Source organism: Alicyclobacillus acidocaldarius subsp. acidocaldarius DSM 446 (assembly GCF_000024285.1).
Lineage (GTDB): Bacteria > Bacillota > Bacilli > Alicyclobacillales > Alicyclobacillaceae > Alicyclobacillus > Alicyclobacillus acidocaldarius.
In genome coordinates this window covers 2,282,006-2,303,421 of sequence record NC_013205.1, presented here as the reverse complement: position 1 = coordinate 2,303,421, position 21,416 = coordinate 2,282,006, and the positions used below count along the sequence as shown (strand labels likewise).

Below are 21,416 nucleotides of genomic sequence, written 5' to 3'. Positions count from 1 at the left end.
ACAGGGGAGAGTCGCGTGTCGCTTTCACAGCTGTATCAAGGGTGTGAAGCGCTGTGGCGCGATACCAAATATGCCGTCATGGCGCGAAACTACGCGCACGTGCGCGAGTTGTCGGCGTCATTGCGCCAAGCGCGCGGCGATGAGCAGGCCCTCCGCGCTTGGCTGTATCGCCTGAAGTGCGTGGAACAGGAACCCATGACCCTTCCTGCGCTTCGCAACACGGCCTATCATCTGCTCGGCTATTGGAAGGATCGGTTGCCGCCCGAGGAGCGGCGGAGGCTCGCGCAACGAGCGTTGGACGATCCGGCGGGTGTGATCGCAGAACTCGGCGATCGCGTCCGCCGCGACGGACTCGTGTATTTGGCGACGTCCTACGTGTTTCGCGACGAGCCCTGGAACGAAGCTGTGTTTCGCTACCAAGGAAGCGTGTATCGGATGACCGTCGATGCGCAGGAGGCGTTGGCGGCGGGCGATCCGTCGAAGGTGTTCATCCGTATTCAATCGTTGGGAGACGAGCCTGGACGAGCGACGTGAGGAATGGACAAGCTCGGACGCGGGCTGCGGTAGGAGGTGAAGGTGTGAACCTGACCTTGTTCACGGATTATGCGCTGCGCGTGTTGATCTACACCGCCAATCAACCGGATGGAAGACTTGTGCAGGTAGACGAGATCGCGCGGGTCTACGGAATTTCGCGCAATCACTTGACGAAGGCGGTCCACCGGCTCGGCCAGATGGGGTATCTGGAGACCGTGCGCGGTCGTGGAGGCGGCATGCGGCTGGCGATGCCACCGAACGACATTCGAATCGGCGACGTGGTCCGCGCGATGGAAGACGACTTCGCCGTGGTGGGGTGCTTCGCGAACGACAGCTGCGTACTTCTTCCAGGTTGCAAGCTGCGGCGCGCGCTTGGCGAAGCCGTTGACGCCTTCCTGGAGACGTTAAATCAATACACGCTCGCGGACATCGCGGTGAGCGCGGCGGCCGCCTTTCGCGCAACCTAGGACGGCAGGATTCGGCGCGGGCGCGTGGAAAAGAGATGGTGAGAACGGCTGACGTAGGACCGCTTGTGTCCGCCTTTGCGCCGTGGTACAGTATACTTAGTAATCCGATAATCGAAGTTGGAGAATGGGAGAGATGAGCATGTCCGAAGTGAACACGCTGCCTCGCCTCAACGAGCCTGCTCCGGATTTCGAGGCCAACACCACGCATGGGAAGATCAAGCTGAGCGACCTGCGCGGAAAATGGGTGGTGCTGTTCTCGCACCCGGCGGACTTCACGCCCGTCTGCTCGACGGAATTCGGCGCGTTCGCTCGCCGCTACGAGGAGTTTGAGAAGCGGAACGTCCAACTCATCGGGCTCTCCATCGACAGCGTGCAGTCGCATCTCGCCTGGGTGCACGACTTGGAGAAGGCGTTCGGCCTCAAGATCCCCTTCCCGGTCATCGCTGACCTGGACATGAAGGTCGCGAACCTGTACGGGATGATCCATCCGGCGGCCAACAACACGTCGACGGTTCGCACCGTGTTCTTCATTGACGACAAGGGCATTCTCCGCGCCATGATCTACTATCCGATGAACGTCGGCCGCAACATCTCGGAGATCCTGCGGGTCATCGATGCGCTTCAGACGGCCGACAAAAACGGCGTGTCCTGCCCGGCCGACTGGCAGCCCGGAGATCCGGTCGTGGTGCCTGCGCCTGCGACGCTCGATGCCATCGAGAGCGAGGAAGAGGCGGCGGCCAAAGGGCTCGAGTACAAGACCTGGTATCTGCGCATGAAGAAAATCTAAGCCTGAAGCCATGACGGGCCGTCCCGAGCGCGATAGGCGCCGGGGCGGCCTTCGTGTTTCGCGGGAGACGCTTTTGCCGTCAGCCTCTGCGGATGAATCTGGAGCCCACCAGTCGGACCAGCGCCACCCCGAAGACGAGCGCCATCACGATGCCGGACGCAATGGGCACCATGCTTGGCACGCCGCCTACCGTGAATTGAACCCAGATGTACACGGGCAGGCTGTACGGGTGATACGCCATGAGCATCGTGGCGCCAAACTCGCCGAGGGCGCGCGCGAAGGTCAGCGCCATGCCTGCCAGGATGGAGCCCGTCGCGAGCGGCACGTACAGCCGCCAAAACGTCGTCCAACCATCCGCCCCCTCGAGGCGAAAGGCCTCGTACAACTCCTTGGGAACCTCTGCGAACCCCGCGCGCGACGTGAACACGAGAAACGGGCTCGTGACATACCACTGCGCCAGTACGATCCCGGCCATGGACAGGGTGAGCGGCAGGTGGTGCGCCGCTGCGAAGCTTCCGATGGCCGTGTAGGGTCCAAACACATCCATGAGGGCCACGCCGCCGACGATGGGCGGGAGCACGAGCGGCAGAAGCAGCAGGGTTTCGAGCAACCACTTGCCCGGAAAGCGAAACCTGACCAACAGGAACGCCGCAGGCACGCCAAGGACCACGGACAGCGCCGTCGAAACGGCGGCGCTCATCAGGGACGTGGCCGCGGCCTGCAGCAGTTCCGGCTGGCGCCACGCCTGTACGATGGCGCCGGGAGGTGCGTCGGCGGCGAGCCGAACGATGGGCCAGAGCGCGTACGCCACGGACATGGCACCCGCGGCGTACAGCGCTGACGTTCTCAGGCTCCGCAACATCGGATCACGAGCGCTCCGCGATGGATCGCAGGCTGGCCGGCACGCTTCGAAGGTCGCCGTAGAACCGGATGGGCGTCGGGGTGAAGCCGTCCTGCATCAGGATCTGATGGCCTTGTCCCACGGTCATGTAACGGACGAATGCGGCCGCCTGCTCGGGGTGTGGGGCATGGGTGAGCACGGTGATGGTGAAGAGAATGGGCGCACCTTTCACCGTCTTTCCTCCGCCATTGGGCGTCCACGAGACCTTGGCGTACTCCTTGGCGAGGGCCGGATCGCCCAAGTTGATGGCGCTCGGCAGGGTGATGTACGGCATATGCCACTCGATGGCCTCGTGTTTGTAGGCGATCACGGCGTCCATCTGTCCGCTGGTCAGTTGCGCGATGAGATCTTCTTCTGGGAACACCTGAGACGGGTTTTCGTCGCTTCCGAGAATGGTTTTCTCCAGGTTCGGTTGATGGTAGTACGCCTCCGCCAGCTTCATCATGAGAATGGTATTGACGCCCTTCGGGTCCAGCTTGGGGTCTGTCCGACCAAATCGTACACCGGGCATTTCCAGAACCTTGTACCAAGGCAGCTTGCCTTCCGCCGCGAGCTTGAAGTCGCCCGCCTCCTTGCTCTTTGGCGAATAGGCGATCACCAATTCATCCGTCGCAAGGGTCGCGTACCAGCGCGCGGCGTTGCCGTTCGACGCGCCCATGAGATCGTTCACGTCGACAGCCGGAGAGGCGCTGATGAACACGTCTGGGTTCGCCAGTTTGGACGTGATCATGTGGGCGAGTTCTGCCGAGCCAGCCCCTTCGCCTTGAAAATCCATGTGCAGCACCTGATCCACCCGCGGTCGAATCACCTGTTCCATCACGTGCGTCATGGAGCCCGCGTAAAACACGGATAGCGGCACCGGCTTCGATGGCGCTGCGGAGGCGGCCCCGCCTGTGGCATTCTGAGCGGGCGCCGGCGTGCCACACCCCGTGGCCACGAGCATCAGACCGGCAATTGCGCCGCCCCATGTGGAACGCTTCGACATCCTCATCTTCATCCCCCTAGGTCCTGCGTTTGGACTGCACACTCATCCGGGCGCCGGTCACGGCGACATCGTACGGGCCAAAGGCCGCGAGATCGCGGCGGAACCGATCCGACTGCAGCAGATCGAGCACCTGCTGCACGCCGGGGTGACTCGCGCTGGCGCGAGGAACGACGAGCCAGGTGATTTCTTCGCGAATGGGCAGAAAGGCGACTTCGGGCGTCGCGGCGGCCTCGTGCGCGATGCCGACATCCGCGCCGCCAAACGCCACCGCCTGCACCACCTCATGGTGCGTCTTCGCCTCCACGTCATAGCCGGCGATCTCGTCCGGAGAAACGCCCTCTCGGCGAAGTGCCTCGTCCACCAGCGCGCGGGCACCCGCCCCACATGGGCGGTTGACGATGCGCGGACGTGCCTCTCGAAACCCGGCCTCCACCATCCAACGTTTGGGATTGTGACGAGGGACCACCCAGCCCATGCGAGATCGCGCCAACGGCAGAATGAACCAATCCTTTCCGTTCGCGAGCGAGCGGACGTCGTCGCTCGTCCCGTGGACGCTTGCGAGGTGCGTCTGCCCCAACTCGAGCTCCGCGATGGCGCCCTCGTTGGTCGAGAGAAAGTGGATCGCTTCGCAAGCGCGGCACCGGCGATTCACCCAGGCGGCCAGCAGCGAGAGCGCTGGATCGCACCCCGACAGAAAGACGCGCGCCATCGATCCGTCGAACGTGGTCATCCAGTCCGTGCATCCACGCTCGTCGCGCAGGCCGTCGGAAGGAACAGGTTGAGCCGAGTCCTCGAGCGATCTCGCCACGCGCACGCCCGCAATTTCCGCGAGCGCCACGCGTTCTGTGCGCAAGCTGCCCGCGCCAGGGTTGTGCGCCGCCTTTTGTTCCGGATCAAAGAGCGACTCCACCGTGGTGCCGAGCGCTTTGGCCAGGCGTAAGGCGACATGCGTCGAAGGACTCACTTTCCCCTGTTCAATGAGGCCCAATGCTTGTGGCGTGATCCCAGCGCGTCGGGCAAGTTCGGACCGGTTGAGCCCGGCCATCTCGCGCAGGGGCCTCACGGCATTCGGGAACTTCATGCGGATCGCCTGCCTTGAAAGGATAATTTCAAGATAGCCCATTTTGGCCTTCAATGAAAGTATGTTTGAGACTGCGCACGTGTCCAACGCGTTCGAATCCCAAGGACGAGGACCGCATAGGAGCGACGGCAAATGAAAACGATTCATTTGAACTATGAAAGCGTTGACATGGCGCGTGTGTTCTCGTATGATGACGATGTTCGAGTTTGTGTAACCGTTTTATGAAACTGTTGCACAAGGAGGTGACGCAGCTTGCGAGCGACCATCCGCGACGTCGCCAAGGCGGCGGGGGTGTCTGCCGCGACCGTGTCTCGCGCCCTGAATCGGCCGGACCTGGTCGATCCCGAGACCCTCGAGCGCGTTCGCAAGGCGATGGAAGAGATGTCGTATCAGCCGAGCGCCATCGCTCGAGGGCTATCCGCGCGAAGAAGCGACACGCTGGGACTCATCGTGCCCGGCATCACGGATTTCTTTTTCAACGAGCTCTACAAGGGCATTGATCGTGCCAGTCAACAGTACGGCATGAAGGTCTTGCTGTACGACTCTGAGCATTCGCGCGAGCGGGCGTTTGAGGGCTTCTCCATCCTCAGCGGCTACCAGGTGTCGGGCATCATCTTCACCAGCAAACTGGTGACGGAGGACTACGACCCCATTCTTCAGCGAGTCAACATCCCTGTCGTCCTCACGCTGACGCAGAGCGCCGCGAAGACGCCGCTCACCGCCTTTCGCATCGATGAAGTGCGCGCCATGTTCGACGTCGTGGCGTACCTGGTGTCCAGAGGACATCGGCAGATTGCGATGATCGCTGGCAAGCTATGGGACGACCGGACCGGCGAATTGCGCTTGGAAGGCTACCGGGAAGGGCTTCGCCATTTCGGGATCGAGTATTGCGAGGCGCGCGTGGAGTTTGGGCAGTATCGTTTTGATGACGGCTATCAGGCCATGCAGCGCTTGCTGGAGCGGATCCGAGACGTGCCCTTCACAGCGGTGTGCACCGCGTCGGATGAAATGGCGCTCGGCGCGATACGCTGTTTGAACGATCACGGCTATCGCGTGCCAGATGACATCTCTGTCATGGGATTTGACGATCTGCCCATCGCGCGCATGGTGACACCGAGGCTTACGACGGTCGCTCAGCCGTTTCATGAAATCGGTGAGGAAGCTGTCAAATGGTTGATTCGGGCGGCGTCTCAGCCTCCGTCACCTTCCGAGATTGGGGATTACTTGTTGCCGCATCGCCTAGTGGAACGTGAGTCTGTGCGTTCCATTTCCTGACGGATTGATTTCAAGACACAATGGGGGTATGTGCAGATGAAGAGCAAGGTCAAGCGTTGGACAAGCGTCGCGCTCGCGAGCTCGGCAGCCGCGGCACTGGTCGTTGGATGCGGCCAGCCAAACAACACGGCGTCCCAGACCAGCACGAACGGAAGCGCATCCACTGCGGCGTCGTCCGCCAGCACGGTGAGCGTGGCCGGGGTGCGGATCGCGAAGCCGACCCACCTTGTGAACTACAAGAACGCCTCGGGAACGATTGTCTGGGCGGAATCGTTTACCACTGGCCCCACCGCCAGCGAGTTGGTCTCGGCGTTTGAAAAGAAATACCCCAAGATCAAAGTGAAGTTGCAGGTTCAGCCCTCGAACACCGACACCAACCGCGCCGACCTGACGGCGTCCATCAGCGGCGGATCTTCCACGCCGGACGTCTACATGGGCGACGTGATCTGGCCTGCTCAGTTTGCCCACAATCAGTTGGCGGCGCCTCTCTCGGATGATCTGCCCACGTCCTTCTGGACGCGCTTTTCGAACGGCTTGGTGGCAGGAGCCACGTATAACGGAAAGGTCTACGCGGCGCCGCTGTTTGCCGATACAGCATTCCTTTATTACCGCAAGGACCTGTTGGCCAAGTATCATCTGCCCGTGCCGAAGACGTGGCAGCAACTGCAAACGGAGGCTTCTTACATCGTCAAGCACGGTGGAGCGAAGTATGGGTTCGTCTGGCAGGGCGCTGATTACGAGGGGCTCACCTGCGACTTCGACGAGTACCTGGCGGATGCAGGCGGCAGCGTGCTGACGAACGGCAAAGCTACACTGAACACAGCGGCTGCGAAACAGGCACTCTCGTTCATGCGAGGGCTCATCACGTCCGGTGCCACGCCCCAATCGGTGGACACGTTCCAGGAGCCCCAGTCTGAGAATGTGTTCACGCAAGGGAATGCCGTGTTCCTGCGCAACTGGTCCTACGCGTGGTCGGATTCCCAGAATCCGCAAAGTTCGAAGGTCGTGGGCAAGGTCGGCGTAGCGCCTCTTCCGACATTTGCTGGACACGGCTCGAGCGGCTACAGCACGGTCGGTGGCTGGGACCTGTACCTCAACCCGCACACGAAGAATCTGGCAGCCGCCCTTCAGTTCATTGACTGGATGACGAGCCCGCAGGCTCAGGAAATTCTGGCGGCCAACTCGGAGATGCCCACCATCAAGGCTGTGGCGGACAGCCCGTCGCTCGCCAAGTACAGCCCGGTGTTCGCCCTGTTGCCACAGGTGAAGTTCGTCTCGCGGCCGGCGCAGACACCGAACTATCCGGCGGTCTCCAAGGCCATTTACGACAACGTCAACGCGGCGCTGGCTGGCAGTGTGTCTGTAGCGCAGGCGCTGAAGAACGCGAACCAGCAAATTCAGCAGGCTCTGAGCGGCAGCGGTTCGGGCGGTCTCTGATGACACAAGGCGGGCGGTTGCCGCCCGCCCATTTCGTACCTCTGTGTCTACGATGCTCGCAAGCGAAGGAGAAGGGAGGCGAGCGCGCATGTCAAAGGCGATGGAAGGGCATGCATCGTTTCAAACCGATGGCAGGCGAGCGAGCGTCGTTCGCCACGACGTTCGCGCGGGCTTTGGGATGTTGACCCCAGCCGGCATTGTCATCCTGGCCGTGACCATTTTCCCCATCCTCTATTCCGTGTGGATGAGCTTCAATAACATTCAATTGACGGAGAACGGATTTCAGTTCACGTTCAACGGCATTCAAAACTACGTCGACGTCTATTCCGCCCCCCTGTTCTGGCACAGTGTGTGGTTCACGGTGTATTACTCGATTGTCACGGTCGCGATCGAGTTGTTTTTGGGGCTGCTCATTGCGCTTGCCATCCAGAACGTGGAGAAATTGAAGAGCGTCTCGGTCGTGGTGATGCTCATTCCTTGGTCGCTCATCACGGTCATTTCCGCCGAGATGTGGAGTTACATCTACAACGGCGTGTATGGCGTCCTGAACGCCATCCTCCAAGGACTGGGTTTCATCCACAGCCCCATCAACTGGACCGGTGAGCCGGTGACGGCTGTGATCGCCCTCATGGCAGCGGATATTTGGAAAACTACACCGTTTGTCGTCATCATCCTGTTGAGCGGGCTGCAGATGATCCCGAAAGACTACTACGAGGCGGCGCGCATCGACGGCGCGAACGGTTGGCAGATCTTTTGGAACGTCACGTTTCCTCAGTTGCGGGGAAGCATCGCCATCGCGGGCCTGTTTCGAATTCTTCAGGCGTTCGGTATCTTCGACCTGCCGTTCGTGCTCACGCAGGGTGGCCCTGGTTCGACGACCACGTCCCTCGCCATGCTGGGTGAGGAAACGCTGTTCACGAACCTTCACTTTGGCTTGGGAGCAGCGGTCGCCGTCAGCACGGTGATCCTCATCTTAGGGGCTTGTCTAATATTCCTGTCCGCCTTTCGCGGGATGGTCGGGGAGGAAGCGCAATGAGAAAGCCGTTGTATCAACGCATCATCGGCTATGTCGTGCTCATTTTCTTTCTCGTCGTGATCCTGCTCCCATTCTATTGGATGTTCGTCACGTCGTTCGAGCCCAATTCCGACATCAGCGCTTATCCGCCGGCGTACTTCCCGCATCATTGGACGCTTTCTCATTATGAAGAGGCCTTCGGCCAATTTCACTTTGGACGGTACATCCTCAACAGCGTGATTGTCTCCATCACATCGACGTTCTTCGTGCTTCTGTTCGGATCCATGGCGGGGTTTGCGATTGCACGGCTTCCCATCAAGGCCAAGCAGCCGATGCTCATCCTTCTGCTCATCATCTCGGTGTTTCCGCCGCTCGTCGTGATCACGCCCCTGTATATGTTGCTTCGCGACGTGGGGTGGCTCGACTCCTATCAGGCGCTCGTCATTCCGTATACGGCGTTCAACTTGCCGTTTGCCATTTGGATTCTGCGGAACTATTTTTTGCAGGTGCCAGGTGCCTTGTTTGAAGCGGCTAAAATCGACGGTGCGTCCGTGTTCATGTCGTACTGGCGCATCTTCCTGCCGCTCACCACGCCGGGGCTCTTTACGGCAGCCGTGTTCACGTTCGTCGCCTGCTGGACGGAGTTCTTCATGGCGCTCGTGTTCAACCCTGACAACACCATGCGCACCATTCCGGTTGGCATTGCGCTGTTCAGCGGGCAGTACACGGTTCCGTACGGCACCATCTTTGCTGGCTCCGTGGTGTCGATTGTCCCCATCGTCATTCTCGTGGTGATCTTCCGCCGCTGGATCGTGTCGGGGTTGACGCAGGGCGCTGTCAAAGGCTAAGTTGGCCATATCCATGAAGGCGATGGAGGGCCCGTGATGTACGACGTGTTGGCCATTGGTGAAGTGTTGATTGATTTTAGTGTGGTGACGTCGGCAGACGTACCGCAGATGTTCGGCTCGGCAGGAGGCGCGCCCGCGAACGTGCTCGCCGCCGTGGCCAAGCTCGGCGGCCGATGTCGGATGGTGGCGGGGGTGGGTGCCGACGCATTCGGCGACTTCGTGCGCCACGTGCTCCAGACCGTTGGCATCGACGATAGCGGCGTGATTCGCGTCGGCGCCCGGACCACGCTGGCGTTCGTCCACATCGCGCCGGACGGCGAGCGCTCGTTTTCATTCGACCGCCATCCAGGCGCAGACACTCAGCTTCGGCCCGAACATCTGCGATCCGACTGGTTCGAGCAGACGAAGATCGTGCACCTCGGATCGCTCGCGCTTTCTCACGAGCCTGCGCGTTCCACGGCCCACCGTGCGCTCGATCTCGCCCGCCAGTACGAGCGCGTGGTGACCTTCGATGTGAATTACCGCCCTGCCCTGTGGCCGGACCCTCGCGAAGCGGTGGAGCAGTCGCTCCGCGTCATTGCCCGCGCGGATGTGGTGAAATGCGCGGAGGAAGAATTGCACCTGCTCACCGGTCGACGCAGCCCGGATGAGGCTTTGCTTGAGTTGGCAAAGGCGTTTCCCGAAACGCGGTTCTTGGGCACCCTCGGCCGCGACGGTTCGCTTGCCGTCATCCAAGGCGAATGCCGCCATATCCCCTCCATTCCCGTCCAGGCGGTGGACACGACCGCCGCGGGCGACGCGTTCTTTGGCGCTCTCCTGTACCAGCTGACGAACGAGGCGAATCCCGACGCGGTCCGGAACCGCCTCCAGGACGATGCGTTCTGGCTTTCCGCGCTTCGCTTCGCCAATGTCGCGGGCGCCATGACGGCCACGCGCCGCGGCGCTATCGACGCTCTTCCGACGCTTTCCGACATTTTGGAACATATGCCTGCTTGACACGTCGTCGAGAGAGACGGTATAAAGGAGCAAAATGTCCAGAAACGTCAGGCGAGGCTCCTCTGGGGCACCGGCGACAGAGTCAGGGAGGATGCGTGGCAGATGCAGATACCCATCGGCCTCTTGGGATGTGGCACCGTAGGCGCAGGCGTGGTATCGCTGGTGCGCAGAAGGGCGGATCGCGTCGCGAACATGACCGGTCTGCGCCCTGTCATTCAGAAGATCCTCGTGCGCGATCTTCACAAGGATCGCGGCGTGCACTTCGAACACGAACAACTCACGACGTCCGCCGAAGACATCCTGGGCGATCCCGACATTCAAATTGTCGTGGAGACCATCGGTGGAATCGAACCTGCGCGTACCTACATCCTCGAGGCTCTGGCGCGCAAGAAGCACGTGGTCACAGCGAACAAGGATCTCATCGCGCTTCATGGCCCGGAGATTCTTCAGACGGCCGCGGCGAACGGGGTCAGCATCCTGTTTGAGGCGTCGGTCGGCGGCGCCATTCCCCTGCTGGGGCCGCTTCAGGAGAACCTCACCGCAAACGAGGTCACGGATCTCAAGGGCATCATCAATGGGACCACGAATTTCATCTTGTCCAAGATGACCGAGGAGGGCTTGGACTTTGACGAGGCGCTGGCCCTCGCGCAGGAGTTGGGCTACGCGGAGGCGGATCCGTCGAGCGACGTCGACGGCCTCGACGCAGCGCGAAAGCTCGTCATTCTGGCTTCCATCGCGTTTCACACCGAGGTGCATTTGTCGGATGTGCGCGTCGAGGGGATTCGACACGTGACGGCGAGCGACGTGCGGTATGCGGACGAGGCCGGATATGTCATCAAGCTGCTGGCCGACGGTCGGGATCGCAACGGACGGCTGTCGTTGTCCGTGCGCCCGACGCTCATCCCGAAGAGCCATCCTCTGGCTCACGTTTCGGACGCATTCAACGCGCTGTTCGTCCGCGGAGACGCAGCGGGGGACCTCATGTTTTTCGGCCGCGGCGCCGGGCGAATGCCCACGGCGAGCGCCGTGGTCGGCGATATCATCGCGCTCGTCCGCAACCTCAAGCTCGGCGTCGTGACGAGTTGGCCGTACGCGCTGGCGGGAAGCCGCAAGCCGGTGGTCGACTTCGAGGACGATCTCTACAAGTTCTACTTCCGGCTCATGGCCGCCGATCAGCCGGGCGTCTTTGCGCAAGTGGCTCATCTGTTTGGGGAACTGCGGGTGAGCATGGAGACGGTCTTGCAGAAGCGCGTCGCGGGCGGACAGGCCGAGATCGTCATCGTGTCCCACGAGATCCCGGGTAAGCTTGCGCATGAGGTCGCGACGCGGCTTCGCTCGATGCCGAATATTGCGGTGGAAGCCGTCATGCCGGTCGAGCCGGTCAACGAGTGAGCGGGTGCGTTTGCGCCCGCTTTTTGCTGTAGTCCGGGCTCCGAGAGGATGCAGCCTTTTCCAAGTCTAGTTGCAAGCGGTTTCATCCAATTGGAGGGGCGTTCGGCAATTGACAGCGCGGGCCGAGCGTACTACAATGACGAGCAAGTCATCCAATTCGCGTGACAATTCGAGTGCTTCAGGCACTTGAGTTGGCGGTCTTATTTTGACGGAATATTTCGTCAATCGATCTTTGCCAACCGACGACACGCGAGAGAGAAACTCGCCGACCGGGCGAGAGAGGGGCGTTGGACGTGGCATCACAGGTTTTTCTTGACGGCGAATTTGTCTCCAGCGACGCAGCCAGCGTGTCAGTGTTCGATCACGGCCTCCTGTACGGCGATGGCGTCTTCGAAGGAATCCGCGCATATGACGGGAACGTATTCCGCCTCAAGCCGCACATGGACCGACTTTATCGTTCGGCCAAGTCCATTCTTCTCGAGATTCCGTATACGCAGGACGAATTGACGGAACTCGTGTGCGAGACCGTCCGGCGCAATCATCTGTCCTCGGCGTACATCCGCCTCGTGGTCACGCGCGGAAGTGGGGACCTGGGGCTGAATCCATACAACTGCGCGAAGGCCCGCGTCTTCATCATCGCGGAGCAGCTCTCGATGTTTCCAAAGGCGCTGTACGAGCAGGGCATTCGCGCCATCACGGCTGCAACGCGCCGCACGCGGGGCGACGTGCTCAATCCGAAGATCAAGTCTCTCAATTATCTCAACAATATTCTGATTAAAATGGAAGCCATTCATGCAGGTGCCAATGAAGCGATTGTGCTCAACCACGAGGGCTATGTGGTGGAGGGTTCCGGCGAGAACATCTTCCTCGTGCGCGATGGCGTCCTCATCACCCCGCCGGCTTATCTCGGGGCCCTCGAGGGCATCACGCGCCAGGCGGTCATCGACTTGGCTCCTGCGCTCGGCCTCGAGGTTCGACAGGAACCGTTCACCCAGCACGACGTGTACGTGGCGGACGAGGTGTTTCTCACAGGCACAGCCGCGGAGATTGTCCCGGTGGTCGAGGTGGACCGGCGCGCCATTGGTCACGGCGTTCCAGGGCCGGTGACGAAGCGGGTGCACGCGGCGTTCCAGGAAATCGTGCGCGCGGACGGCGTGCGCATCGAAGGGGCTCGCGTCTGATCCCAGCGCTTCCGCACGAGGTTCGCTGTTGGACGACGTGGTCGACGCGCATAGCGCGATGGAACAGGAGATCGTGAGTCGAGATCGGGATAAGAGACGCAGAGACGCGAAGAAAGAGATAGACAAGGTTTTGCGAGGAGTGGCAAATCCATGAGAAGCGACATGATCAAAAAGGGCGTGGACCGGGCGCCGCACAGGGCCCTGCTCTATGCCACGGGCGTCAAACCCAGGGATCTGTCCAAACCGTTTATCGGCGTGTGCAACTCGTACGTCGACATCGTTCCGGGCCACGTTCATCTCCGCGAATTCGCGGAAGTCGTGAAAGATGCCATCCGCCAGGCAGGTGGCGTCCCGTTCGAATTCAACACCATCGGTGTGGACGACGGGATCGCCATGGGGCACATCGGCATGCGGTATTCGCTCGCGAGCCGCGAGCTCATCGCCGATTCGGCCGAGACGATGATCAACGCCCACTGGTTCGACGGCGTCTTTTTCATCCCCAACTGTGACAAGATCACGCCCGGCATGCTCATGGCGGCCGTGCGCTGCAACGTGCCGGCGGTCTTCGTCTCCGGCGGCCCGATGGAGGCCGGGAGGTCGCGCACGGGTCGTCCGCTTTCCCTCAGCTCGGTCTTCGAAGGCGTGGGCCAGTACATGAGCGGGCAAATCTCCGAAGATGACCTGCTGGATCTGGAGCGGAACGCGTGTCCCACGTGTGGCTCGTGTTCTGGCATGTTCACCGCCAACTCCATGAACTGCATCATGGAGATGCTGGGGATTGCGCTCCCCGGCAATGGCACGCTGGTCGCCACGTCCAAGGAGCGGCACGAGCTGATTTATGAGGCCGCCAAACACCTCATTCGCATGGTGGAGCAGGACATTCGGCCGCGCGACATCATCACCCGCGAAGCCATTGATGACGCGTTCGCGCTGGATATGGCCATGGGCGGATCGACCAACACGGTTCTGCACCTGATGGCCATCGCGCATGAGGCGGGCATCGACTATTCCCTGAGCGATATCAACGAAATTGCCAAAAGAGTGCCGTATCTCGCGAAGATTAGTCCCGCGTCCGAGTACAGCATCCAGGACGTGCACCGCGCGGGCGGCGTGTCCGCCATCATCCGCGAGCTGTGCGAACACACCGACGCGGTTCACCCGGATCGCATCACGGTGACGGGCAAGACGCTGTACGAGCAGGTCAAGGACGCGAAGATCCTCGACGAACGCGTCATCCGCCCGGCTTCCAACCCGTACAGCCGCGAGGGCGGTCTGTCCATCCTGTTTGGCAATCTCGCGCCGGACGGCGCGGTGCTGAAAGTCGGTGCGGTCGATCCCGACATCCAGCGATTCGTGGGCCGCGCCATCTGCTTCAATTCGCAGGACGAGGCGATGGAGGGCATCAACAGCGGCAAGGTGCAACCGGGTCACGTCGTGGTCATTCGCTATGAAGGGCCGAAGGGCGGGCCGGGGATGCCCGAGATGCTGGCGCCCACGTCGTCCATCGTGGGCCGGGGCCTCGGCCGCGAGGTGGCCCTTATCACGGACGGCCGGTTTTCGGGGGCCACGCGAGGGATTTGCGTCGGCCATATCTCGCCCGAGGCCGGCGTAGGTGGGCCGATTGCGCTCGTCGAGGATGGGGACGAGATCGAGATCGACATTCCGAATCGCGCCATCACCCTGAAGGTGTCGGACGAGGAACTGGCAGCGCGCAGGGCGCGATATCAGCCGCCCGCGAAAGAAAAGCTCACGGGCTACCTCGCTCGATATCAGAAGTTGGTCACGTCGGCGAACACCGGTGCTGTTCTGACGGTGGACGCATGAGAACCCTTGTGGAGAGGAGGAAACGCGATGCCTGGAATGTCAAAACCGGCAGATGACGAGACGCTGACGCGCTCGGGAGAAGGCGGAGCCATGTGGATGAAAGGTGCCGACATGGTCGTAGAGGCGCTGCGCCGCGAGCAGGTCGAGGTCATCTTCGGGTATCCCGGTGGAGCGGTGCTACCGCTGTACGACGCGCTCTACCAATGTGGCATTCGCCATGTGTTGACACGCCATGAGCAAGGCGCCATTCACGCTGCGGAGGGCTACGCTCGCGTAACGGGAAAGCCGGGCGTCGTGATCGCCACAAGTGGGCCAGGTGCCACGAACCTCGTCACCGGGTTGGCCGACGCGATGATGGACAGCATTCCGCTCGTCGCCATCACGGGACAGGTGGCGAAGACGGTGATTGGCACCGATGCGTTTCAGGAGACGTCCATCATTGGCATCTCGACGCCCATCACAAAGCATAACTATCAGATTCGGCACGCGTCGGAGATTCCGAAGGTCTTCAAAGAGGCGTTCCACATCGCCAACTCGGGCCGTAAAGGGCCTGTGCTGATCGATATTCCCAAGGACGTCTCAGGGGAAGAGGCGTGGTTCGCGTATGACGATCCGCCGCAGCTGCCGGGGTATCAGCCGACTGTGGTGCCTCACCACATGCAGATTCGGAAGTTGATGCACGGCTTGCAACACGCCAAGCGGCCCGTGGTGCTGGCAGGAGCCGGCGTCCTGCACGCGAGGGCGACCGAGAAGCTCCTGGCGTTCGTCGAAAAGTATCAGCTTCCGGTGGTGCAGACCTTGCTCGGCCTTGGCAGCTTTCCGGCGTCTCACCCGCTCTGCCTCGGCATGGGCGGTATGCACGGAAGCGCGGCGGCCAACAAGGCGCTGTACGAGACGGACTTCCTCATCAATCTCGGCGCCCGGTTTGACGATCGGCTGACCGGCAAGTTGGAGCACTTCGCGCCGCACGCCGTCGTGGCGCACATCGACATCGATCCGGCCGAGATCGGCAAAAACGTCCCGACCGACATTCCGGTGGTGGGCGACGTCGGCGAGGCGCTCTCCATGATGCTCAGCATCGACGTCCCGGCGCCGGACGCGGAGGCGTGGCGCGAGGAACTGCTGCGGGTGAAAAGGGAACTTCCGTTTTGGTGGGTCCAGGATGGGAAGCACATCAAGCCGCAGCGGCTCATCTCGGAAATTGCGCGGATCACAAAGGGGGACGTCGTGGTCACAACGGACGTCGGCCAACACCAAATGTGGGCTGCGCAATTCTTCCCGCTGAATCAGCCGGATCGGTGGGTGACCTCCGGTGGACTGGGCACCATGGGTTTTGGCTTACCAGCGGCCATCGGTGCGCACTTCGGACAGCCGGATAAGCTCGTGGTGGCGATCCTGGGCGACGCGGGGTTCCAGATGACGCTGCAGGAACTCGCCGTGATTGGCGAGCACCAGTTGCCCATCAAGGTCGTGATCGTCAACAACAGCGCGCTGGGCATGGTGAGGCAGTGGCAGGAGCTGTTTCACGGCGAGCGGTACTCGGAATCGCTGCTTCCGTGGCAGCCTGACTTCGTGAAGCTGGGCGAGGCGTACCGCATTCCCTCGGCGCGCGTGGAGCGGGACGAGGATCTGACCGCAGCGCTCGAGGCGTTTCTCAGTGAACCGGGTCCAGGTCTCCTGGAGTGCGTGGTGGATCCGAACGAGAACGTGTACCCCATGGTCGCGCCGGGCACCGGGATCCACCAGATGGTGGGGGTGAGGCCATGACGCCTGTCCTGTCGGTGCTCGTGCACAACAAACCCGGGGTCCTCAACCGCATCACCGCGCTCTTCATGCGCAAGGGATTCAACATCCAGAGCCTCACCGTCTGCATCACGGAAAATCCGGAGATTTCGCGCATGACGATTGTCATGAGCGACATGGACGAGGCTGCGCTGGAGCAGGTGATCAAGCAGCTTCACAAACAGATCGACGTGCTGAAGGTGACGGATCTCACGGATCAGGCGATGGTCGCACGTGAGCTGGCGCTCATCCGGGTGTCGAGCCCCATCGCCGAGCGGGCGGTCATCCATTCGCTCATCGAGCCGTTCCGGGCGAACATCGTCGATGTTGGGCGAGAGACGGTGACGGTGCAGGTCACGGGCGATGCGGAAAAGATCGACGCGCTCATCGCGCTGCTCAGGCCGTATGGCATTCGAGAATTGGCGCGCACGGGGTTGACGGCGCTGCCGCGCGAGGCGGCGTCCTCGGCTGACCCGAAGCGCGCCGGAGAGGCCCAGGTCCTCCACATCTAAATGGACGGCGGGGCGGGGCGTGGAGCCCCGCCGAGAACGCCCATGTCACCCTGATTCTTTGTTCGCAACCCCTACATATGCGAGGAGTGGATGAAATGGAGAAAATTTATTACGACGCCGACATCTCGATTCAGCCCTTGGCGGACAAGCGCATCGCTGTTATCGGCTATGGGTCGCAGGGACATGCGCACGCGCAAAACCTCCGGGACAGCGGTTTTGACGTCGTGATCGGGCTTCGGCCGGGTTCGTCCTGGGCCAAAGCGGAGGCGGATGGGTTCCGCGTCATGGCTGTGGGCGAGGCCGTGGAAGAATCGGATGTCATCATGATCCTGTTGCCGGACGAGCGGCAGCCGGCCGTGTATGAGCGGGAAATCCGCCCGTATCTGACGGCGGGCAAGGCGCTCGCGTTTGCCCACGGGTTCAACATTCACTTCTCGCAGATCCAGCCGCCGAAGGACGTCGATGTGTTCATGGTGGCGCCGAAGGGCCCGGGTCACCTCGTGCGCCGCGTGTACGAAGCGGGGGGCGGCGTGCCGGCGCTCATCGCCGTGCATCAAGATGCGAGCGGCCAAGCGAAGGATCTCGCGCTCGCGTATGCGCGCGGCATCGGCGCGGGTCGGGCCGGCATCCTCACCACCACCTTCCGCGAGGAGACCGAGACGGACCTGTTCGGCGAGCAGGCGGTTCTCTGCGGAGGACTTTCCGCGCTCATCAAGGCGGGCTTCGAGACACTTGTCGAGGCCGGCTACCAGCCGGAGATTGCGTATTTCGAGTGCCTGCACGAGATGAAGCTCATCGTCGACCTGATCTACGAGGGCGGCTTGGAATACATGCGGTATTCCATTTCGGACACGGCGCAGTGGGGCGACTTCACGTCGGGTCCGCGCATCATCAACGAAGAGACGAAGAAGGAGATGCGCCGCATCCTCGCCGACATCCAAAGCGGGGCCTTCGCCAAGAGCTGGATTCTCGAAAACCAGGCCAACCGGCCGATGTTCAACGCCATCAACCGGCGCGAGCTCGAGCATCCCATCGAGGTGGTGGGGCGTAAGCTGCGCAGCATGATGCCCTTCATCAAGGCGAAGCGGCCAGGGGACGATCGCGTCCCGGCCACCGCGGATCGGGCTTAATCGCGGGGGCGTGTGAAGAGGCGGGCGCACCCCGCGCTCGCCTGAGCATTCTGCAACATCCGAGTTGAAAGGGACGGATGGCATGACAAAGAACATTGCGATCTTGCCGGGAGACGGCATCGGCCGAGAAGTCACGGCGGAGGCGGTCAAGCTGATCCAGGTCGTCGCCGCGAGTCGGGGGGAGACGTGGAACCTCGAGGAAGGTCTCATTGGCGGCAGCGCGCTGGACGCGACAGGCTCGCCATTGCCGGAAGAGACGGTGCGGCTCTGCCGCGCTGCGGACGCCGTGCTGCTCGGCGCGGTGGGCGGACCGAAGTGGGACCATCTCCCCGGCGACAAGCGCCCTGAGGCAGGACTGCTCGGCATTCGCAAGGCGCTTGAGGTCTACGCGAATCTTCGGCCCATCCGGACCTGGCCAGGGCTGTTGCTGGCCTCGCCGCTCAAGCCGGAGCTTGTCGAGGGCGTGGATTTCATCATCGTGCGGGAGTTGACGGGTGGGCTTTATTTCGGCCAGCCGAAGGCGCGCCTCGATGGCGGCGAGGCGGTGGTGGACACGCTTCATTACACGCGCGCCGAGATTCGCCGCGTGGTGAAGGTGGCCTTTGAACTCGCGAAAGGCCGGCAGGGGCGCCTGACGTCGGTCGACAAGGCGAATGTGCTCGAGTCGAGCCGCGTGTGGCGCGAGGTGGTGGAGGAGGTTGCGTCCGAATATCCCGGCGTTTTGGTGGAGCATCTGCTGGTGGACAACGCCGCCATGCAGATCATCACGCGGCCGAAGACGTTCGACGTGATCGTGACGGAGAACATGTTTGGCGACATTTTGAGCGACGAGGCGGCCGTCATCACGGGATCCATCGGCATGCTGCCTTCCGCGAGCCTCGGCGAGGCAGGACCGGGCCTGTACGAGCCCGTGCACGGCTCCGCGCCGGACATCGCCGGACAGGGCCTCGCCAATCCGCTGGCGACGTTTCTGTCCGTGGCGCTCATGATGCGGCATTCCCTGCACCTCCCCGAGGCTGCGGACGCCATCGAGCAGGCGGTGCACGGCGTGATTGAGCGGGGCGTCCGCACGCGCGATCTCGCCCGAAGCGGCGAGGCGTTCGTCAAGACGGCGGACGTCAGCGCCATGGTTTGCGAAGACGTGAAAAGGAGGCTCGGTTGATGGGGAGGACCCTGTTCGAAAAAGTCTGGGACGCGCACGTGGTCAAGGAACTGCCGGATGGACAGACGCTTCTCTACATTGACTTGCACCTCGTCCACGAGGTGACGTCGCCTCAGGCGTTTGCCGGACTTCGTTTCGCGGGGCGCAAGGTTCGCCGGCCCGAGCTGACGTTTGCGACCATGGATCACAACGTGCCGACGGTCAATCCGAAGGATGTCCGGGACGCCATTGCGCGCAAGCAGATCGAGACGCTGGAGCAGAACTGCCGCGAGTTCGGCGTCCAACTGGCGGGGCTCGACAGCCCCTTCCAGGGCATTGTGCATGTCATCGGCCCGGAGCTTGGGCTGACCATGCCGGGGAAGACGATTGTCTGCGGCGACAGCCACACGTCGACGCACGGCGCGTTCGGCGCGCTCGCCTTTGGCATCGGCACGAGCGAGGTGGAACACGTTCTCGCCACGCAGTGCCTCTGGCAGAGCCGACCGAAGACCATGCGCATTCAGCTGAATGGCACGCTTCAACCGGGCGTCACCGCCAAGGACGTGATCTTGGGCCTGATTGCGAAATACGGCGTGAATTTTGGCACGGGCCACGTCGTGGAGTACGCGGGCAGCCTGATCCCAGAGCTCAGCATGGAGCAGCGGATGACCATCTGCAACATGTCCATCGAGTTCGGCGCCCGGGCGGGCATGATGGCGCCGGACGAGACGACCATCGCCTACGTCCAGGGCCGGCGCTATGCGCCGAAGGGCGCGGATTGGGAGGCGTGCGTCGCCGCATGGCGCGAACTGAAGTCCGATCCCGACGCCGTCTTCGACGTCGACGTGGTCTTCGATGTGAATGACCTCGAGCCGCAGGTGACGTGGGGCACCAATCCGGGGCAGGGGACCGGCATCAGCGGCGTCGTGCCGGATCCGAAGGACGCGAAGTCCGAGGAGGAGGCGCTGGCCATTCGACAGGCGCTTGAGTACATGGACCTGAAGCCGGGAACCAAAATCTCCGAGATCCCCATCCAGCACGTGTTCATCGGATCGTGCACCAACGCCCGCATCGAGGATCTGCGCTTGGCCGCGAGCATCGTCAAGGGCCGGCGCGTCGCGGATGGCGTGCGCGCGGTGGTCGTGCCGGGATCGAAACAGGTGAAGCAGCAGGCGGAGGCCGAGGGGCTTCACGAGATCTTCCTCGAAGCGGGCTTCGAGTGGCGCGAGCCCGGCTGCAGCGCGTGTCTCGGCATGAATCCCGACATCATCCCGGCTGGGGAGCGGTGCGCATCGACGTCCAACCGCAACTTCGAAGGCCGGCAGGGCAAAGGGGCCCGCACGCACCTCGTCAGCCCGGCCATGGCGGCCGCCGCGGCCATCGCGGGGCACTTCGTCGACGTGCGCGAACTGACCTCGGAAGGAGTGACGGCGTGATGGAGCCCATGGTCAGGCACGAAGGCCTCGTGGTCTGCATGAACCGCGTGAACGTGGACACGGATCAAATCATCCCGAAACAATTTCTCAAGCGGATCGAGCGCGATGGATTCGGCGAGTTCCTGTTCTTCGACTGGCGGTACCTGCCGGACGGATCGCCCAACCCCGACTTCGAGCTGAATCAGCCGGAGGCCCAAGGCGCGACCATCTTGCTCGTCGACGACAACTTCGGCTGCGGATCGTCCCGCGAACACGCGGTCTGGGCGCTTCGCGACTACGGGTTTCGGGTCATCCTCGCCCCGTCGTTCGCCGACATCTTCTACAACAACTGCTTCAAAAACGGCCTTCTGCCCATTCGCATCCCGCGCGAGCTCTACAAGCAACTCTCGGAGTCGCACGCGCGCGGCGAATGGCGGCGCATGACGGTGGATCTCGAGCAGCAGATGGCCGCGACCGATCACGGCGTGACCTTTTCCTTCGAGATCGATCCGCACAAGCGGCACATGCTGCTCCGTGGGCTCGACGACATCGGCATCACGCTCCAATACGAGGCCGATATCGCCGCGTACGAGGCCTCGCGCCGCCCGTATCAGTTCGTCTACGCGTAAAAAGAACGCCCGCTCGGCCGCTGGGTGTCGCCGCCCAGCGGCCGTCTGTTTGCGCGCGCCTCGCCCTGTGATACACTACCCGCG

20 protein-coding genes are annotated in these 21,416 nt (G+C 62.2%); 17 read left to right on the top strand and 3 right to left on the bottom strand.

What is annotated here, in order from left to right; translation table 11 throughout:
* Positions 1-15 precede the first annotated feature (15 nt).
* The 3 genes from AACI_RS11110 to AACI_RS11100 all read left to right on the top strand — a co-directional run bounded on the left by AACI_RS11110 (position 16) and on the right by AACI_RS11100 (position 1,788).
* Positions 16-534 carry a DUF1722 domain-containing protein gene (locus AACI_RS11110; RefSeq protein ID WP_012811506.1) on the top strand — a complete coding sequence of 173 codons (519 nt, stop codon included), beginning with the start codon at positions 16-18 and terminating at the stop codon, positions 532-534.
* Between the two features lie 44 nt (positions 535-578).
* Positions 579-1,001 carry an Rrf2 family transcriptional regulator gene (locus tag AACI_RS11105; protein ID WP_012811505.1) on the top strand — a complete coding sequence of 141 codons (423 nt, stop codon included), beginning with the start codon at positions 579-581 and terminating at the stop codon, positions 999-1,001.
* A 133-nt stretch (positions 1,002-1,134) separates the two neighbouring features.
* On the top strand, positions 1,135-1,788 hold the full coding sequence (locus AACI_RS11100; RefSeq protein ID WP_012811504.1) for a peroxiredoxin: 654 nt from the start codon (positions 1,135-1,137) through the stop codon (positions 1,786-1,788).
* A 79-nt stretch (positions 1,789-1,867) separates the two neighbouring features.
* Here the strand turns inward: AACI_RS11100 and AACI_RS11095 are convergent, their stop codons facing one another.
* Genes AACI_RS11095 through AACI_RS15620 form a run of 3 tightly spaced genes read right to left on the bottom strand, consistent with a single transcriptional unit; the run spans position 1,868 to position 4,755 of the window.
* Entirely contained in the window at positions 1,868-2,650 is a 783-nt protein-coding gene (locus AACI_RS11095; RefSeq protein ID WP_012811503.1) for an ABC transporter permease subunit, read from the bottom strand.
* Positions 2,651-2,654: 4 nt separating this feature from the next.
* On the bottom strand, positions 2,655-3,680 hold the full coding sequence (locus AACI_RS11090; RefSeq protein ID WP_012811502.1) for an extracellular solute-binding protein: 1,026 nt from the start codon (positions 3,678-3,680) through the stop codon (positions 2,655-2,657).
* A 10-nt stretch (positions 3,681-3,690) separates the two neighbouring features.
* A complete protein-coding gene (locus AACI_RS15620) occupies positions 3,691-4,755 on the bottom strand; it encodes a substrate-binding domain-containing protein (protein ID WP_245530566.1) in 1,065 nt (354 codons plus the stop codon).
* Positions 4,756-5,007: 252 nt separating this feature from the next.
* Between AACI_RS15620 and AACI_RS11080 the strand changes: the two genes are divergently transcribed.
* The 14 genes from AACI_RS11080 (at position 5,008) to leuD (ending at position 21,332) form a co-directional block, all read left to right on the top strand.
* Positions 5,008-6,030, top strand: a complete 1,023-nt coding sequence (locus AACI_RS11080) for a LacI family DNA-binding transcriptional regulator (RefSeq protein WP_012811500.1) — start codon at positions 5,008-5,010, stop codon at positions 6,028-6,030.
* Positions 6,031-6,066: 36 nt separating this feature from the next.
* Complete coding sequence (locus tag AACI_RS11075; protein ID WP_012811499.1) at positions 6,067-7,467, top strand: ABC transporter substrate-binding protein; 1,401 nt, start codon at positions 6,067-6,069, stop codon at positions 7,465-7,467.
* An 88-nt stretch (positions 7,468-7,555) separates the two neighbouring features.
* The gene (locus AACI_RS11070) at positions 7,556-8,503 is read left to right on the top strand and encodes a carbohydrate ABC transporter permease (protein ID WP_012811498.1); all 948 of its coding nucleotides are present in this window, start codon (positions 7,556-7,558) and stop codon (positions 8,501-8,503) included.
* Positions 8,500-9,330, top strand: coding sequence for a carbohydrate ABC transporter permease (locus AACI_RS11065; protein ID WP_012811497.1), 831 nt, complete (start codon positions 8,500-8,502; stop codon positions 9,328-9,330). Before AACI_RS11070 ends, AACI_RS11065 begins: the two co-directional genes overlap by 4 nt.
* 36 nt (positions 9,331-9,366) lie before the next feature.
* On the top strand, positions 9,367-10,326 hold the full coding sequence (locus tag AACI_RS11060; protein ID WP_012811496.1) for a carbohydrate kinase family protein: 960 nt from the start codon (positions 9,367-9,369) through the stop codon (positions 10,324-10,326).
* A 102-nt stretch (positions 10,327-10,428) separates the two neighbouring features.
* Complete coding sequence (locus AACI_RS11055) at positions 10,429-11,718, top strand: homoserine dehydrogenase (protein WP_012811495.1); 1,290 nt, start codon at positions 10,429-10,431, stop codon at positions 11,716-11,718.
* Between the two features lie 293 nt (positions 11,719-12,011).
* Entirely contained in the window at positions 12,012-12,899 is an 888-nt protein-coding gene (gene ilvE / locus AACI_RS11050) for a branched-chain-amino-acid transaminase (RefSeq protein WP_012811494.1), read from the top strand.
* 150 nt (positions 12,900-13,049) lie between these two features.
* Positions 13,050-14,723 carry a dihydroxy-acid dehydratase gene (gene ilvD, locus AACI_RS11045; RefSeq protein WP_012811492.1) on the top strand — a complete coding sequence of 558 codons (1,674 nt, stop codon included), beginning with the start codon at positions 13,050-13,052 and terminating at the stop codon, positions 14,721-14,723.
* A gap of 36 nt (positions 14,724-14,759) precedes the next feature.
* The gene (ilvB, locus tag AACI_RS11040; protein WP_049763353.1) at positions 14,760-16,490 is read left to right on the top strand and encodes a biosynthetic-type acetolactate synthase large subunit; all 1,731 of its coding nucleotides are present in this window, start codon (positions 14,760-14,762) and stop codon (positions 16,488-16,490) included.
* Positions 16,487-17,017, top strand: a complete 531-nt coding sequence (gene ilvN, locus AACI_RS11035; protein WP_012811490.1) for an acetolactate synthase small subunit — start codon at positions 16,487-16,489, stop codon at positions 17,015-17,017. The genes ilvB and ilvN overlap by 4 nt, the downstream gene beginning before the upstream one ends.
* Positions 17,018-17,112: 95 nt before the next feature.
* Positions 17,113-18,147: a ketol-acid reductoisomerase gene (gene ilvC / locus AACI_RS11030; protein WP_012811489.1), complete on the top strand. Its 1,035-nt coding sequence runs from the start codon at positions 17,113-17,115 to the stop codon at positions 18,145-18,147.
* An 82-nt stretch (positions 18,148-18,229) separates the two neighbouring features.
* Positions 18,230-19,309 carry a 3-isopropylmalate dehydrogenase gene (leuB, locus tag AACI_RS11025; protein ID WP_012811488.1) on the top strand — a complete coding sequence of 360 codons (1,080 nt, stop codon included), beginning with the start codon at positions 18,230-18,232 and terminating at the stop codon, positions 19,307-19,309.
* Positions 19,309-20,724, top strand: a complete 1,416-nt coding sequence (gene leuC / locus AACI_RS11020) for a 3-isopropylmalate dehydratase large subunit (RefSeq protein ID WP_012811487.1) — start codon at positions 19,309-19,311, stop codon at positions 20,722-20,724. The genes leuB and leuC overlap by 1 nt, the downstream gene beginning before the upstream one ends.
* Entirely contained in the window at positions 20,724-21,332 is a 609-nt protein-coding gene (gene leuD / locus AACI_RS11015) for a 3-isopropylmalate dehydratase small subunit (RefSeq protein ID WP_012811486.1), read from the top strand. Before leuC ends, leuD begins: the two co-directional genes overlap by 1 nt.
* The last annotated feature ends 84 nt before the right edge of the window (positions 21,333-21,416 follow it).